The organism is Novosphingobium colocasiae (assembly GCF_014652555.1).
GTDB classification, from domain to species: Bacteria; Pseudomonadota; Alphaproteobacteria; order Sphingomonadales; family Sphingomonadaceae; genus Novosphingobium; species Novosphingobium colocasiae.
In genome coordinates this window covers 78,265-93,798 of the sequence record NZ_BMZA01000013.1, presented here as the reverse complement: position 1 = coordinate 93,798, position 15,534 = coordinate 78,265, and the positions used below count along the sequence as shown (strand labels likewise).

At 66.2% G+C, this 15,534-nt stretch carries 16 protein-coding genes; 9 read left to right on the top strand and 7 right to left on the bottom strand.

All coding sequences use genetic code 11. The features are described from left to right. Nucleotides 1–92: 92 nt before the first annotated feature. Complete coding sequence (locus tag IE122_RS14840; RefSeq protein WP_189622030.1) at nt 93–1,001, bottom strand: GGDEF domain-containing protein; 909 nt, start codon at nt 999–1,001, stop codon at nt 93–95. 270 nt (nt 1,002–1,271) lie between these two features. Here IE122_RS14840 and ahpC point away from each other — a divergent pair, with 270 nt between their 5' ends. Both ahpC and ahpF read left to right on the top strand, forming a co-directional pair. Next, nucleotides 1,272–1,838, top strand: coding sequence for an alkyl hydroperoxide reductase subunit C (ahpC, locus tag IE122_RS14835; protein WP_189622029.1), 567 nt, complete (start codon nt 1,272–1,274; stop codon nt 1,836–1,838). Between the two features lie 198 nt (nt 1,839–2,036). Next, nucleotides 2,037–3,635 (top strand): alkyl hydroperoxide reductase subunit F, encoded by a 1,599-nt coding sequence (gene ahpF / locus IE122_RS14830; protein ID WP_189622028.1) that lies wholly within the window; start codon nt 2,037–2,039, stop codon nt 3,633–3,635. A gap of 72 nt (nt 3,636–3,707) precedes the next feature. Here the strand turns inward: ahpF and trpS are convergent, their stop codons facing one another. From trpS to secB, 3 genes are read right to left on the bottom strand one after another with little or no spacing between them, the layout of a single operon-like run. Next, a complete protein-coding gene (gene trpS, locus IE122_RS14825; protein ID WP_189622027.1) occupies nt 3,708–4,724 on the bottom strand; it encodes a tryptophan--tRNA ligase in 1,017 nt (338 codons plus the stop codon). A gap of 26 nt (nt 4,725–4,750) precedes the next feature. After that, complete coding sequence (murJ, locus tag IE122_RS14820; protein WP_189622026.1) at nt 4,751–6,313, bottom strand: murein biosynthesis integral membrane protein MurJ; 1,563 nt, start codon at nt 6,311–6,313, stop codon at nt 4,751–4,753. 40 nt (nt 6,314–6,353) lie between these two features. Beyond that, a complete protein-coding gene (gene secB, locus IE122_RS14815; RefSeq protein WP_189622025.1) occupies nt 6,354–6,875 on the bottom strand; it encodes a protein-export chaperone SecB in 522 nt (173 codons plus the stop codon). A 311-nt stretch (nt 6,876–7,186) separates the two neighbouring features. Here secB and IE122_RS14810 point away from each other — a divergent pair, with 311 nt between their 5' ends. The 3 genes from IE122_RS14810 to IE122_RS14800 all read left to right on the top strand — a co-directional run bounded on the left by IE122_RS14810 (nt 7,187) and on the right by IE122_RS14800 (nt 9,698). Then, nucleotides 7,187–7,855, top strand: a complete 669-nt coding sequence (locus tag IE122_RS14810; protein ID WP_189622024.1) for a Tim44/TimA family putative adaptor protein — start codon at nt 7,187–7,189, stop codon at nt 7,853–7,855. 143 nt (nt 7,856–7,998) lie between these two features. Continuing rightward, complete coding sequence (gene mltA / locus IE122_RS14805) at nt 7,999–9,132, top strand: murein transglycosylase A (RefSeq protein WP_229814226.1); 1,134 nt, start codon at nt 7,999–8,001, stop codon at nt 9,130–9,132. After that, nucleotides 9,129–9,698: a Smr/MutS family protein gene (locus IE122_RS14800; protein ID WP_189622022.1), complete on the top strand. Its 570-nt coding sequence runs from the start codon at nt 9,129–9,131 to the stop codon at nt 9,696–9,698. The genes mltA and IE122_RS14800 overlap by 4 nt, the downstream gene beginning before the upstream one ends. Before the next feature lie 121 nt (nt 9,699–9,819). Here IE122_RS14800 and IE122_RS14795 read toward each other — a convergent pair whose 3' ends face one another. Next, a complete protein-coding gene (locus IE122_RS14795; RefSeq protein WP_189622021.1) occupies nt 9,820–10,473 on the bottom strand; it encodes an MOSC domain-containing protein in 654 nt (217 codons plus the stop codon). 225 nt (nt 10,474–10,698) lie between these two features. On the opposite strand from IE122_RS14795, the gene IE122_RS14790 reads away from it, so the two are divergent. Then, on the top strand, nt 10,699–11,388 hold the full coding sequence (locus IE122_RS14790) for a DUF4136 domain-containing protein (protein WP_189622020.1): 690 nt from the start codon (nt 10,699–10,701) through the stop codon (nt 11,386–11,388). 100 nt (nt 11,389–11,488) lie between these two features. Beyond that, nucleotides 11,489–11,659 (top strand): hypothetical protein, encoded by a 171-nt coding sequence (locus tag IE122_RS14785; RefSeq protein ID WP_189622019.1) that lies wholly within the window; start codon nt 11,489–11,491, stop codon nt 11,657–11,659. A 500-nt stretch (nt 11,660–12,159) separates the two neighbouring features. Here IE122_RS14785 and IE122_RS14780 read toward each other — a convergent pair whose 3' ends face one another. Next, complete coding sequence (locus tag IE122_RS14780; RefSeq protein WP_229814224.1) at nt 12,160–12,462, bottom strand: DUF1244 domain-containing protein; 303 nt, start codon at nt 12,460–12,462, stop codon at nt 12,160–12,162. A gap of 57 nt (nt 12,463–12,519) precedes the next feature. On the opposite strand from IE122_RS14780, the gene pyk reads away from it, so the two are divergent. After that, the gene (gene pyk, locus IE122_RS14775) at nt 12,520–14,028 is read left to right on the top strand and encodes a pyruvate kinase (protein WP_189622017.1); all 1,509 of its coding nucleotides are present in this window, start codon (nt 12,520–12,522) and stop codon (nt 14,026–14,028) included. Between the two features lie 173 nt (nt 14,029–14,201). Here the strand turns inward: pyk and IE122_RS14770 are convergent, their stop codons facing one another. Further along, on the bottom strand, nt 14,202–14,864 hold the full coding sequence (locus IE122_RS14770; protein WP_189622016.1) for a YggS family pyridoxal phosphate-dependent enzyme: 663 nt from the start codon (nt 14,862–14,864) through the stop codon (nt 14,202–14,204). Here IE122_RS14770 and IE122_RS14765 point away from each other — a divergent pair. Next, a complete protein-coding gene (locus IE122_RS14765) occupies nt 14,848–15,438 on the top strand; it encodes a thiamine phosphate synthase (RefSeq protein WP_229814222.1) in 591 nt (196 codons plus the stop codon). The two genes, IE122_RS14770 and IE122_RS14765, sit on opposite strands and share 17 nt — an antisense overlap. Nucleotides 15,439–15,534 lie beyond the last annotated feature (96 nt).

Below are 15,534 nucleotides of genomic sequence, written 5' to 3'. Positions count from 1 at the left end.
CTCCAGCCGAAACTTTCAACCCGTTGCACTTCGGATGTGAATCCACACCCGGATCAAGTCCGGGACGACGAAGCGAGGGGCGAACCCGCTCGCTATCCCGCGATGCGGTGATCCTCGGCGCGGGTGCGGAAGCGGGCTTTGGCGCGGTAGAGATCGGCGTCGGCCAAGGCATAGAGTTGCGCGGGATCGCACGGGATGTCCTCAAGGGCCATGGCGATACCCACCGCCGCCTGCACCGGCAGTATCCGCCCGTTCCAACCGAGCGGCGCGAACAGGTGCGGCAGGGCTTGGCTCAGCCGATGCGCCGCCGAGCCAAGAGCGGCGCTGCGGCTTAGGAGAACGGCGAATTCGTCGCCGCCGATGCGCGCCACCAGCACCGCATCGGCAAACCGTTCGGCCAACCGCCGCGAGAACGCCGCCAGGCAGGCGTCGCCCGCCTGATGGCCCCAGCCGTCATTGATCTGCTTGAAGCGGTTCATGTCGAACAGCACCAACGCCTCGATCTCGGCAAGCGTCGCAGAGCCGGTCGGCAGGTCGAGAAAACTCTGCTGGAACGCCCAACGGTTAGCGAGGCCGGTAACGGCATCGCGCAAGGCAATCTGACGCATCGCCTCCCACGCCGCGCGTTCGGCGGTCACGTCCTGCTTCGTCCCTTGCAGCGAGACTACCCGCCCGTCCTTGACCAGCGGCACGCCGGTGATCCGCAGCCAGCGGTCCACGCCGTTCACGCAGCGGATCGCCGCATCGAGGCTGAACGCCTGCGCGGTACGGATGGCATGGGAGCGCAGCCGTTCCAGCTTGTGGCGCGATTCGTCGCTGTAAAGTTCCACCACTTCGCGCCTGTCGAGCCGGGCATCGCGCGGATAGCCGAACATCTCGTAGACGCCTTCGGTCCAGGTGATCGTATCGGTCGCAACGTCGCAGTGCCAGAAGCCCGGCAATGCGGATGCGCCGGACAATTCCGGCCCGACCACGGTGCTGTTCTGGATCGTGTGCAGCATGGCTGCGTCGCACTGCCTTCCATAGAAAACCAAGTGATTAATAAGCTGTAATTGGTTAACGAAAGCTAAAGAAGCGGACCGCCGCTTGGGCTTGGACCGGGTTTCCAGCGCAAAGGCTTCGCATTTGCATCTCATCGACGCAATCACTCAATTGGCCGCCTACTGATCGGCAAAGTCGATCAGGCCAATCGGATCAAGGCGCTACAAAACGTCATCCGCGCCGCCTATCTCCGTCTCGTTCCATTCACCCACAACGAGGGAGATTTTTCCATGGGTATCGTCGGCAGCACCATCAAGCCGTTCAAGAACACCGCCTTCCAGGCCGGCAAGGACTTCTTCGACGTCACCGAGGCGGACATTGCGGGCAAGTGGGCCGTGTTCTTCTTCTACCCGGCCGATTTCACCTTCGTTTGCCCGACCGAACTGGAGGACCTCGCCGGCGTGTACGACACGCTGCAGGGCCTGGGCGTCGAGGTTTTCGGCGTGTCGACCGACACCCACTTCTCGCACAAGGCCTGGCACGATACCTCGGACGCGATCGGCAAGTGCAAGTATGCGTTCCTCGGCGACCAGAACCACACGCTGACCAACAACTTCGGCGTGCTGCGTGAAGGCGTTGGCCTGGCTGACCGCGCGACCTTCGTGGTCGATCCCGACGGCGTGATCCAGCTTGTGGAAATTACCCCCGAGGGCGTGGGCCGTAACGCCGCCGAACTCGTCCGCAAGATCAAGGCCGCCAAGTACTGGCGCGAGCACCCCGGCCAGGTGTGCCCGGCCAAGTGGGAAGAAGGCGACGCCACCCTTGCTCCGTCGCTCGACCTCGTCGGCAAGATCTAAAGACCTGCGATCAAGTCGCGCCTTCCCCCTGCAGAGGGGGAAGGTAGCGCAGCTTGCGCCTGAAGGGCGCTAGCGAAGCTGGGATGGGGGTGGCGTGCGCCGCGTCGTCCGCGCCCCCACCCAACTTCGGCTAGGCGGCACGCCGCCAAGCCTCCGTATCCCTCCCCCATGCGGGGGAGGCATTGGAAGGACCTCACCATGCTCGACGCCACCCTGACGCAACAACTCTCGCAATACCTCGGCATGCTGCGCGAGCCGATCGAGCTTGTCGCCGCGCTGGGCGACGATGCAAAATCGATCGAGACGCGCGAACTGCTGACCACGATCGCCGGGCTGTCCGACAAGGTGACCGCGCGGTTCGATGGCAGCGATGCCCGCACCCCCAGTTTCACCATCGCCGCCACCGCCCGCCCCGAAGCCGCCGTGCGCTTCGCCGGCCTGCCGATGGGCCACGAATTTACCTCGCTGGTGCTGGCCCTGCTGTGGGCCGGTGGGCACCCGCCCAAGGTTTCGGACGAGGCGCTCGACCAGATCGCCGCGCTCGACGGTCCGCTGGACTTCGAGATGTATTTCTCGCTTTCGTGCCACAACTGCCCCGACGTCGTGCAGGCGCTGACCCTGATCGCGCTCAGGAACCCCAAGGCGCACGTCACCCTGATCGAAGGCGGCACGTACCAGGCCGAGGTCGAGGAGCGCGGCGTCATGGCCGTGCCGGCCACCTTCCTGAACGGCGCGATGTGGGCTTCGGGCAAGATCAGCCTGGAAGAGATCCTGACCAAGCTGGATAGCGGCGCGGACGCCAAGGCGGCGGCGAAACTGGCCGAAAAGGCTCCGTTTGAGGTGCTGGTGGTCGGCGGCGGGCCCGCCGGGGCATCTGCGGCGATCTACACCGCGCGCAAGGGCTTCTCCACCGGCATCGCCGCCGAACGCATGGGCGGGCAGGTGCAGGACACCATGGGGATCGAGAACTTCATTTCTGTCCCCTATACCGAAGGTCCCAAGCTGGCCGCTGCTCTCGATGCGCATATCCAGGAATATGCCATCGACACGATGCCGCTCCTGCGCGCGGAAAAGCTGATCCCGGCCAAGGAACTGGGCGGCTACAGCGAAGTGGTGTTTTCGAACGGGGCCAGCCTCAAGGCGCGCTCCGTGATCCTCACCACCGGTGCGCGCTGGCGCAACCTCGGCGTGCCGGGGGAAGAGCAGTACAAGACCAAGGGCGTGGCCTATTGCCCGCACTGCGACGGCCCGCTGTTCAAGGGCAAGCGCGTGGCGGTGATCGGCGGCGGCAATTCCGGTGTCGAGGCGGCGATCGATCTGGCCAACATCGTCGGCCATGTGACGCTCATCGAGTTCGATGCCAAACTGCGCGCCGATCAGGTGCTGGTGGACAAGCTGCGCTCGTTCAGGAACGTCGATATCTTCACCTCGGCCCAGACCACCGAGGTCACCGGCGATGGCGAGAAGGTCAACGGCCTGAAGTACAAGGACCGGGACAGCGGCGAAGAGCGCCATGTCGAACTGGAAGGCGTGTTCGTCCAGATCGGACTGGTGCCCAACACCGAATGGCTCAAGGACAGCGGCCTTGCCCTCAGCCCGCGCGGCGAGATCGAGATCGACGTCAAGGGCGCGACCAACCTGCCCGGCGTGTTCGCCGCAGGCGATGCGACGACAGTGCCGTACAAGCAGATCATCATCGCCATGGGCGAAGGATCGAAGGCCGCGCTCAGCGCCTTCGATTACCTGATCCGCAATGAAGCGCCGCAAGAGATCGCGGAGGCGGCGCAAGCCGCGTGATCCGAGCGGCTGACCACCGGAACTATTGCCCCCGTCAGCATCTCGAATTTACGCGATGCGGACGGGGGCAGGTTATCTGACCAGCCCCAGCGCCGCGTAAGTGGCGTTCAGCGTTGGCACAGCCAGCGCCCGCGCCTTTTCCGAACCCGCCCGCAGGATTGCGTCCAGCGCCGCGTTGTCCTCGCGCAGGGCCACGAAGCGTTCGTTGATCGGGGCCAAAGTCTCGGCCAGCAATTCGCCAAGGCGCGGCTTGAACGCGCCAAAGCCCTGCCCGCCGAAATCGGCCAGCACCGCATCGACGGTGGTTCCGGCCATGACCGCGTAGATCGCGATGAGGTTGCGCGCTTCGGCCCGGCCTTCCAGCCCCGCTGCTTCGGAAGGCAACGGCTCGGGGTCGGTCTTGGCCTTCTTGACCTTCTGCATGATCGCATCGGCATCGTCGGTCATGTTGATGCGGCTCATGTCCGAGGGATCGGACTTGCTCATCTTGGCGGTGCCGTCGCGCAAGCTCATGATCCGCGCCGCTTCGGGCGGGATATAGGGTTCGGGCAGCGTGAACAGCGGCGCGTCTTCAGTGCAGAAATCGTTGTTGAATTTCTGCGCGATGTCGCGCGCCAGTTCGAGGTGCTGCTTCTGGTCCTCGCCCACCGGCACGTGGGTGGCCTGATAGAGCAGCACGTCGGCGGCCTGCAGCACCGGATAGGTGAACAGCGCGACCGACTGGCCTTCGCGGTTCTTGCCGGCCTTGTCCTTCCACTGCGTCATGCGGTTGAGCCAGCCCATGCGGGCGGTGCCGTTCAGCAGCCACTGCAGTTCGGCGTGCTGCGGCACTTGCGACTGGTTGAACAGGATAGAGCGATCGGGGTCGATCCCGCAGGCAACCAGCGCCGCGACCATTTCGCGCGTGTTGGCGGAAAGCTGCGCGGGCACATGCGGCATCGAGATGGCGTGGAGATCGGCGAGGAAATAGAGGCACTGCCCGCCCCCGGCCGAAACCTGATCCTGCATCGCCACCCAGTTGCGGATCGCGCCAAGGTAATTGCCAAGGTGCAGGTTGCCGGTGGGCTGGATGCCGGAGACGATACGCATGCTGGATACTCGAATAGGTGTTGCGTCTAGCGACGCCGCCGCAGCAGCGCCAGATCATCGCGGGTAAAGGCACCCGAGACGATCGCCGCAAGCCCATAGACGAGCGAGCCGGCAGAGACCAGCGCCGCCAGCGCACCGCCGCGCACCATCCAGCTTCCATGCAGGTACGGCGTCAGCACGCCCTGCCCCAGCCACAGCACCACGCCCATCGCCGCCGCTGCCACGCCCAGCCGCCAGGCCCGCCGCCGCAACCGCCCATCGGCCTTGAAGTGCCCGCGCCGGACGAGCGTGAAATAGAGCATCGCGACGTTCACGGTGGAGGCGATGGCGGTCGCCAGCGGCGGCCCCATGTGCTGGAGCGGCACGATCAGCGCCAGATTACCCGCCAGGTTGACCAGCATCGAGATCATCGCATAGCGCACCGGCGTGCGGGTATCCTGCCGCGCATAGTAGCCCGGGGTCAGCACCTTGACGAGGATGTAGCTGGGCAGGCCGAGCGAGAACGCCGCCAGCGCCTCGGCGGTGTGGCGCACATCCTCGGCATCGAACTTGCCATAGCCGAACAGCGCCGCCGCGATCGGCTCGCCGCACACCACCAGCGCGACGGCGGCGGGGAGCGTCAGCAGCAGCGCCAGTTCCATGCCCCGGTTCTGCGTGTCCATCGCCGCCGCTTCGTCGCCGCCGCCCAGTTGCCGCGAAATCGTCGGCAGCAGTACGGTGCCGAGGCCGATGCCGATCAGCCCCAGCGGCAACTGGTTCAGCCGATCGGCCATGTAGATATACGTGACCGAGCCATGCGCCAGCAGCGAGGCGGCCAGCGCGGTGGAGATGACGAGGTTGATCTGCACCGCGCCCGCCCCGGCCGCAGCGGGCCACAGCAGCGCCAGCAGGCGTTTGACGTCAGGGTTCCACACCGGCCGGCGCAGCCGCAGCGACACGCCGTTAGCGCGGCAGGCCCAGGCCAGCCACGCCAGTTGCAACGCCCCCGACACCGAAACGCCGATCGCCTGATTGCGCGCCGTCACCAGCGGATCGGCGTTGTGAAAGCCCAGCAGCGCCACGATCAGCGTCAGGTTCAGCAGTATCGGCGCGGCGGCGTTGACCCAGAACTTGTGCAGGGAATTGAGGATGCCCCCCAGCAGCGATACCAGGCTGATGAGCATCAGGTACGGAATGGTGATGCGGCTCAGCATCACCGCATAGCCGAACTGCTCGTGGCTGACGCCGTTGAACTTGCCCGACAGCGCGAACGTCACCGGCCAAGCGAAGACCTCCAGGATCACGGTCATCACCAGCAGAACCGGCAGCAGCACTGACAGCGCCTGTTCGGCGAAGGTGATGCCCGCCTGCAGCCCGTCGCCGTCCTTGTCGGCCACTTTCTGATTGAACATGGGGATGAACGCCGAGGCGAACGCCCCTTCCGCGAACAGCGCGCGGAACATGTTCGGCAGGCGGAACGCGATCAGGAACGCATCCGAGGCGAAGCCCGCACCCACGAAGCGCGCGAACAGGCTGTCGCGCAGCAGGCCCAGGATGCGGCTGGCGAGCGTGAGCCCGCCGACGCCGGCAAGGGCCTTGCCCAGGTTCATGCGGCCGCGCGCGCCTGCCTGCCGGTCAGGTCAGCCCGGCTCAGGCGTTGCCCATCGGTTCGCCCTGCACGGCGTCGGCTTCCGCCTGCGCCTGCTGGGCCTGGATCTGCTGGATGTAGAGGCCGTTGAAATCGATCGGTTCGAGCATCAGCGGGGCGAAGCCGGCATCGCGGACGGCATCCGACACCACCCGGCGCGCGAACGGGAACAGGATGCGCGGCGCTTCGGCGAACAGGAAGGCATGCGCCTGGCCTTCATCGAGGTTGCGCATGCCGACCAGCGCGCAATAGCTGAGGTCGATCACATAGGCGGTGCCGCCTTCGTGCTTGGCCCCGCAGGTGATCTTCAGTTCCACTTCGTGGATGTCGGTCTCGATCTGGCGCGCGCCGATGTTGAACTGGACATCGACGTTGGGCGCATCCTGCCACTGGAAGCACTGTGGCGCATTGGGATTTTCGACCGAGAGGTCCTTGACGTACTGGGTGATGATCCCGGCCGAGGGCACCCTATCGGCGCCGTTGCCCAGCTTGAGATCGGAGATGACGTTGCCTTCGTCGGACATGGCTTTCGCTTTCCCGCAAAATTCGTGACGTGTGGATTGCGGGCGCGCCTAAAGCATTTTCGAGGCGGGTGAAACCTCCCGCATCGGAAAATTATGGGAAAGGGGCGGCGGCGGCATCGCTTCGCGGGGACGCGGCAAACCGGCGCATCGTCGAAAAAATGCCACGTATCAGCCGCACACGCGTTGTTCATTTGTAAACCCTACCTATTTGAAGCTATGATGACGCATTGCAACAGCCATCCGAAGGCGAGTCTCGATCCCCGTTTCTCTTCTTCGCGCGGTGCGCTGCTGCGGAAGGGATGTAACCGGACGTGACCGTGGAAATCGTGATCCTGGCGATGATCGCAGCTTTCTTGGGGCTGCGGCTCTATTCCGTGCTCGGTCGCCGCGCCGAGCATGAAGAAGAACCCGTGCAAAGCCGGTACCAGGGCCCCACGCCGTCCCGGATGCCCGCCCCCGTCGCTGTCGATGACCGCAAGCAGCAGCCCGCCGTGCCCGTGCGCCCGCGCGATATGCCGCTGGTGCAGCCGGCGGTAGAACGCGGTCTGGCCGAAATCGCGCAGGTTGATCGCCGGTTCGATGCCTATGCCTTCCTCGAAGGAGCCAAGGCCGCGTACCGCGTCATCCTCGAAGCGTTCTGGAAGGGTGACCGCGCGGAGCTGCGCGCGCTGTGCGATCAGGACGTCTACGATGGCTTCAGCGCGGCGATCGATGCGCGGGAACAGGCCGGCGAAACGCTGGACAACCGCCTGATCCGGATCGAGGATTGCGCGTTCGTCTCCGCCGGCGTCCAGAACGGCATCGCCCGGATCACCCTGCGCCTGCGCGCCGATATCGCCGCCGTCACCCGCGACGCAAGCGGCCATGTGGTCGCCGGTTCGCTTGACGATGCGATCGAGGCGGTGGACGTCTGGACGTTCTCCCGCGCGGTGAATTCGCCCGATCCCGACTGGCTGCTCGACGAGACCGACGAGGGCTGATCGCCCGCAATCGGGACCAGACGCAGGGGAGTTTCGCGCAGATGCGGGGGGCATGGGCAGCATCGGCTGGCATACCGCCGCGTGCGTTCCGGAAACCCCTGCTGGCGGCGGCTCTCACCGCCGCGCTTTCCGCCTGCGCCAGCATGATCCCGCCGGGAGGCCCCGGCCAGCCCTCCCCGCCGACACCCGCACCACCGCCCCCGCCCAACGCGCTGTCGCTCGGCGCGCGGCCCGGCCTCGCCATCGAAAGCCTGGAGCTGGACGATGCCGATGCCACCACCGCGATCACGGCGTTCCGGCAAAGCTGCCCGCGCCTGATCGTGCGCTCCGACAAGAGCGGCCTCACCCTCGCCGCCGAATGGCGGCCCGCCTGCGATGCCGCGAATGCATGGACCGGGCATGATCCGCAAGGCTTCATCCGCGAGAACTTCGAAACGGTCCAGGTCGGCGATGGCACCGCTTTCGCTACGGGCTATTTCGAGCCCGAAATAGCCGGATCGCGCACCCGCCTGCCCGGCTATGACGTGCCGGTCTATGCGCTGCCGCCGGACCTTGTCCGGGCGCGGCCCGGAGATGCCCAGCCCCAGCCTGACGGCAAGATGCCGCTCGGCCGCTATGATGCCGACGGACGGTTCGTCCCTTACTACACCCGTACCGAGATAGCCGCCGGGGCACTGGCGGGGCGCGGGCTGGAACTGGCGTGGGCGGCCGATCCGGCCGAATTCTTCTTCCTTCAGGTCCAGGGATCGGGCCGCCTGCGCGCGCCCGACGGCAGCGTGATGCGGCTGGGCTATGCCGGGCAGAACGGCCTGCCCTATGTGGGCATCGGCTCCGTGATGCGCGATCGCGGCCTGATCGGTTCGGGGCCGGGACAATACCCCGGCTCGATGCAGGGCATCGTCCAGTTTCTGCACGAACACCCCGACCAGGGGCGTGAGCTGATGAACCTCAACACCTCGTTCGTGTTCTTCCTCGAACCGCAGACTGATGGCCCGGTGGGCGCGCTGAACGTGCCGATCCACGCGCGCAGCACCGTGGCGGTCGATCCGCTGTTCGTCCCGCTCGGCGCGCCGGTCTGGCTCAGCCTCGATCGCAAGGACGCCAGCGGCCTGTGGGTGGCGCAGGATACCGGCGGCGCGATCAAGGGTGCCAACCGGTTCGATACTTTCTGGGGTGCCGGGACCGACGCCCGGCTCACAGCCGGCGGGATGAGCGGGCGCGGCCAGGCGCTGCTGCTGCTGCCGCGCGGAACGCTGGCCCGGCGCGGCCTGCTGTGAGGCGGCCCCAGCGCGGACTTTCGGACGAGGACGCGCGCCACTGGGCCGCGCTGGCCCGCACGGTCACCCCGCTGCACCCGCGCAAGCCCGCTCCCCGGCCTTCGCCGCAGCCACCAGCCCCCGCGCCGATCGATGCACCGGTGCCGGTCCGCAAGGTCAAGGGCCGGGTACCGCCCCCGCTGCCGCCCAGACCGGTCGCGACGCCGCAATCCGATGCGCCGCTGCACCTTGATGGTTCATGGGAAAAGCGCATCGCCAAGGGCACGCTGGCACCCGATTTCAGCCTCGACCTGCACGGGCACGGGCTCGATGCGGCGTACCAGCGTTTGATCCACGGCCTGACGCAGGCCAAGGCGATGGGAGCGCGCGTGGTGCTGGTGGTGGCCGGCAAGCCTCGCGACGCCGATGCGATGGACCGCGGCAACCAGCGCGGCGCGATCCGCGCCAAGATCGCCGACTGGCTGCACGCCAGCGACCACGGACCCGACATCGTCGCCCTGCGCGGCGCGCACCGCCGCCACGGTGGCCCGGGCGCGCTCTATGTGATCCTGCGCAAGCGGCGCTGAGAGAGCTCCTTCGCGGCATTATGTATTCGCGGGGATGACGAGAAAAAGGGGTAAAGCGGGAGGAGCAGGAGGAACGGGATCAATCTCCTGCTCGCATCCAGGGGAGTCGAGACGCGCCGGCTCAGCCCAGCAGCACCAGCCGGCGGCGGGCCCAGGGCTCCGCCAGCGCAGTCACTTCTCCCAGCGCTTCCAGCCCCGCCCGGTCGCGCTTGTGGTCTCCGGCGATGAGCAGGCCGAACACCCGTCGCACGGTCCAGTCGGGCCATTGCCGATCGACCAGTTCCAGCCGATCGCCCGCGCAGACGGAGCCTTCCTCGATGACGCGGTAGTACCAGCCGGCTTTGCGTTCACGCACCATCGTGGCGTTGACGCGCGCGCCGTCGAAGCGGTGGTCCACTTTCCAGCACGGTTGCCGCCCCTGGCTCACTTCGACGAGCGCGCTGCCCAGTCGCCAGCGATCGCCGATGCACACGGCCTCCTCGGTCAGCCCTTCGGTCGAGATATTCTCGCCGAAGGCACCCGGGGTCTGCAGCAGCGGATGATCGGCCAAGGCATCGCGCCAGAACGGGTAATGATCCAGCGCGTAATGATGGATCGCCTTGTCCGGCCCGCCATGAACGGCAAGATCGGCCTGTTCATCGCCCGCCATCCCCAGCCGGTGAACCATAACCGGGCCTTCGACCGGAGCCTTGGCGATGGCGCTCGGTTCGTCTGCACCGCGAAACGCGCGGACCTTGCCGCATTGGAGCGACCTCACGGTGATGACATCGGACATCGGCGCATTGTGCCACGTGCGCGCCACCGGGCAAAGCCTGACGATGTCCTGAACATCCCGTTACAATCTGTCGCTTGCGCGCCACCATTCAACGCCTATTCAGAAGTTTATCGGCATCAATCGGGGACGATGGCGTCCCCTGCGCCGTTACTGAGCAAAAGCTGCGCGAAGCACGCGCGCCGATGGGGCGCGAGGACGGTCGCAAGGCTGCTGGAGAAAGTCGCAATGTCCCGATCCCCCGTTTCCTCCCTCGGCCGGCTGAGAGCCGTGGCGGCAGCCGTGATGCTGCTGGCTGTGGCCGCCTGTACCACCCCGTTCAAGGCCGATGTATCCCGTTTCCAGTCGCAGCTCCCCGCCCCGGCCGGGCAGAGCTTCGCCATCGTCGCTGACGATCCGAAGCTGAGCGGCGGCCTCGAATTCTCGCAATACGCCAGCCTCGTGCGCGAACGGCTGACCCGGCTGGGCTATACCGCCGTCGATGATCCCGCCAAGGCCAGCCTGCTTGTCCGGTTCGACTACGGCGTCGATAACGGCAAGGAGCGCGTCCGCTCCACCGGCGTCGGCGCCTCCCCGTTCTGGAGCCCGTGGTACGGCTATCGCGGCTTTGGCTATGGCGGCGGCGCGGGCTACTGGGGCCGTCCTTACGGCTACTGGGGCGGGCCCTGGCACTACGGCTGGTACGATCCGTTCTTCGATGGCGGCGTCGAAAGCTACACCGTCTACACCAGCGGCATAGACCTCAAGATCGACCGCGTGGCCGATGGCCAGCGCCTGTTCGAAGGCAAGGCCGAAGCCGCCTCTTCCTCAAATCGCCTGCAGTATCTTGTCCCGAATCTGGTCGAAGCGATGTTTACCGGATTTCCCGGGAACTCCGGTGAGACCGTGCGCATTACAGTCGCTCCGGAGAAAAAGTGATCTGACAGGCTCCTGTGTAGAAACGGGAGACACCGAGGGGCGGGTCCGCTGAAACAGTGCGGGCCCGTCCTTTTATTTTTGAAGCCACAGGGGGCGCAGCTTGGGGGATTTCCTCGCCATCGTCGGCCAGATCTTCTGGGGCGTGACCGTCGGCGCGCTGGGTTCAGCATTCTCGTGGGTCGCCAAGGGTGCGATGGTGGCGCTGGGGTTCGGCGGGGCCGGCTGGTGGCGCTGGAGCCGGCGCAAACGGGGGAAGAAAGACCGACTTTAGGGCTTGAAACTGAGATTTGTCTCGGGAATTGCCGTCACCCTGAACTTGTTTCAGCATCCATTGCGCCTGAAGCGACTTGCGTGCGTGCGCAGAAATGGACCCTGAAACAAGTTCAGGGTTACGTCGCATTTATGAGCTGAACTTCGCGTTTACCAAGGCTCAATAACTCTGACTCATGTCGCTCTCTCCCCTTCAGGGGAGAGATACGCAGGCTTGGCGGCTCGTCCGCCTAGCCGGAGTAGAGAGGGGGCGAAGCGGCACCATCCCCCTCTCCCAACCCTCTCCCCTTCAGGGGCTACCGCATGCACACATCGCGGTTCGAGCCAATTTCGCTTTCGAAAATTGCGCGAAAGTGGCGGCTGGGATTCTAAATCGAATCCATTTGGCCGTCTCCGGATTCCATCCAGCATCCTAAAATGAGCCAAAACACGATGTGTGCATGCGGTAGCCCCTGAAGGGGAGAGGGCTATGTGTTCTGATCAACGAGCCTTGGTATTATATCAGTGCCCCGGCGCGTTCTTCTTCAGGCTTTCCTCCATACGCGCCAACTGATCGGGCGTCGCTTCGGTCTGATAAGCCGCTTTCCATTCGTCGAACGGCATGCCGTGGATCAGCGCACGCGCCTCGGCCCGGTCACCCTCGAAGCCAGCATCGCGAATCCAGTCGGCCAGGCAGTTGCGGCAGAACCCGGCAAGGCCCATCAGTTCGATGTTCTGGGCATCGTGGCGGTGCTGGAGGTGGCGGACCAGCCGGCGGAATGCTGCGGCGGCGGTGGCATCATCCAGATCGTCAATTGCGGGCATTTCGTTCATTTCCTTATGCGGTGTCCTTCAAATGTCAGCACAGCTTTGCCATAGGGCATGACGCACAACCAAGAGGCCGCATCAACCTTGACCACTCCCCAGCGCCGTTCGCCCCATCATCGCGGGATTACCCGGAACCGCAAGGTGAAGATCCTGGCCACCCTGGGACCGGCGAGCCGTGACCGGGAAACGATCGCGATGCTGCTGCGGCGCGGTGCCGATGCCTTCCGCGTCAACATGAGCCACGGCGATCACGCCACCCATGCCGAGACCATCGCCAACATCCGCGCGGTGGAGAAGGATCTTGCCCGTCCGGTAGCGATCCTGTGCGACCTGCAGGGCCCCAAGCTGCGGGTCGGTACGTTCGCGGATGGCAAGGTGCTGCTGCAGCACGGCGCGCACTTCACATTTGACCGCAACCCCGCGCCCGGTGATGCGACCCGGGTCCGCCTGCCGCACCCCGAGCTTTTCGGCCTGCTCCAGAACGGGCAGCGGCTGCTGGTGGACGATGGTAAGCTGCGGCTGGTGGTGATCCGGCCGGAAGCCGACAGCATCCTGTGCACGGTCGAAGTGGGCGGCATGATTTCCGATCGCAAGGGCGTCAACGTGCCCGATGCGATCATCCCGGTGCCGGCGCTGACCGAAAAGGACCGCCGCGACCTGGCCTTCGCGATGGAGCAGCATGCCGACTGGATCGGCCTGTCGTTCGTCCAGCGGCCGGAGGATCTGGCCGAAGCGCGGCGGCTGATGGGCGGGCGCGGCGCGCTGATGGCCAAGATCGAAAAGCCCGCCGCCATCACCACGCTCGACGAGATCATCGAGATGGCCGACGGCATCATGGTCGCGCGCGGTGACCTAGGGGTCGAGCTCAATCCCGAGGAAGTGCCGCCGCTGCAAAAGCGCATCATCGAAAAGACCCGCGCCTGCGGCAAGCCGGTGGTGGTGGCAACGCAGATGCTCGAATCGATGATCACCAGCCCCTCCCCCACCCGCGCCGAAGTGTCGGACGTCGCCAATGCGGTTTACGACGGGGCCGATGCGGTGATGCTTTCGGCCGAAACGGCGGCCGGGCAGTGGCCGGTCGAAGCGGTGACGATCATGGACCGCATCGCCGCGCAAGTGGAACAGGACAGCACCTATCGGACCCGCATCCGCCTGGCCGAAACCCCGGCCGATGCCACCACCGCCGACGCGCTGTCCGCCAGTTGCGCGACGATCGCCGATACGATGCCGATCGAGGGGATCGTGATCTTCACCGGATCGGGCAGTTCGCTGCGCCGGGTGGCGCGCGAACGGCCGGCCGCGCCGATGCTGGTGCTGACCCCGTCACAGAAGACCGCGCGGCGCATGGCCCTGTTGTGGGGCGCGCACACCGTCACCACCCGCGATATCGGCAGTTTCGAGGAGATGATCGCCAAGGGCAAGCGCTTCGCCCTGCGCCACGGCTTCGGCGCGGCCGGATCGCGGCTTATCATGCTGGCCGGGGTGCCGTTCGGCGTGCCGGGTTCGACGAACCTGCTGCATGTGGTGACGCTGACGGGGAACGAGTTGGATACGCCGAATTAGGTCGGCCGCGTCAGAGGGTGATCGAGCGAACCTACTGAAATAAAATTATTCTCGTCATCCCCGCGAAAGCGGGGACCCAACTGATGCCCTCGCAACATGCACCGTCGAGAGCTGGGTTCCCGCCTTCGCGGGAATGACGAAAAAGAGGGCGACCCTCAGGAACCAGCCGCCCCCTACCGCGCCCCAAACAGCGCCGACCCGATCCGCACGTGCGTCGCGCCCAGCATGATCGCGGTTTCGAAGTCCTCGCTCATGCCCATGCTCAGCCGGTTGAGGCCATTGTCGGCGGCGATCTTGGCGAGCAGCGCGAAGAACGGCGCCGCCTCTATCCCGGCGGGGGGCACGCACATCAGGCCGATCACCGGCAATTCCGCATCGCGCGCGGCCGCCAGCAGCGCCGGGACTTCGGCGATGGCACAGCCGCCCTTCTGGTCCTCGGCCCCGATATTGACCTGGACGAAGCACGGCACCTGCCGCCCTGCCTTGTCCATCGCTTTGGCAAGGGCCGTCACCAGCGAAGGGCGATCCAGCGAATGGATGCAATCGAACAGCGCCACCGCGTCTTCGGCCTTGTTCGACTGCAATTGCCCGACCAGATGCAGCGACAGCCCCGCGTGCTCCTCCCGCAGCGCCGGCCACTTGGCCTGCGCCTCCTGCACCCGGTTTTCGCCGAAGCACCGCTGCCCTTGCGCGATCAGCGGAATGATCCGTTCGGCCGGGTGGGTTTTCGAAATCGCCACCAGTTCGACAGCGGCGGGCGAGCGCCCGGCGATCGCGGCGGCGCGCGCGATGCGGGCGCGGATGTCTGCAAGCGGGGTGATGTCTGGCCGTTCCATGGCGGGGTGCTATAGCGCGAACGTGCCGAACCGCCAGATACCTCTGCTCTCGATGCCGCTGCCGGCGATCTGGCTGGTTACCGACGAACGCACAGACGCCTTGCTGGACGCGGCACTGGCCCGCTTGCCGCGCGGATCGGGGATCATCTTTCGCCATTATCACCTGCCCCCCGCGGAGCGGCGCGCCCGGCTGGAGCATATCCGGGTGCTGGCGCGCCGGTTCGGCCATCTGCTGGTGCTGGCCGGGACGGAGCGCGATGCCCGCCGCGCCGGGGCCGGGGGCGCTTATGGTGCACCCGCCAGCCTAGGCCACCGGGCCGGGCTGCTGCGGCTGGCCACGGCGCATTCGCCGCAGGAAATGTCCGCGGCATTGCGCGCCGGGGCCGACGCGATCCTGCTGTCACCGGTGTTCGCCACCCGCAGCCATCCAGGCGCTGCCGTGCTGGGGCCGGTACGCTGGCGGCTGCTGGCGGCGCGCTCACCGATCCCGGTGATCGCAATGGGCGGCGTCGATCTCCACCGCGCGCGCGCACGTGGCCTGACCCGCTGGGCGGCGATCGACGGGCTGGCGTGAGTCGCCCACAGCTCGATTCCCGGTATGTTCTTGACGCGGAGTCCCGCCCCGGCGCATTATCCCGCGCGCCTATTGCAGGCGGCAACTGGAAGGAAC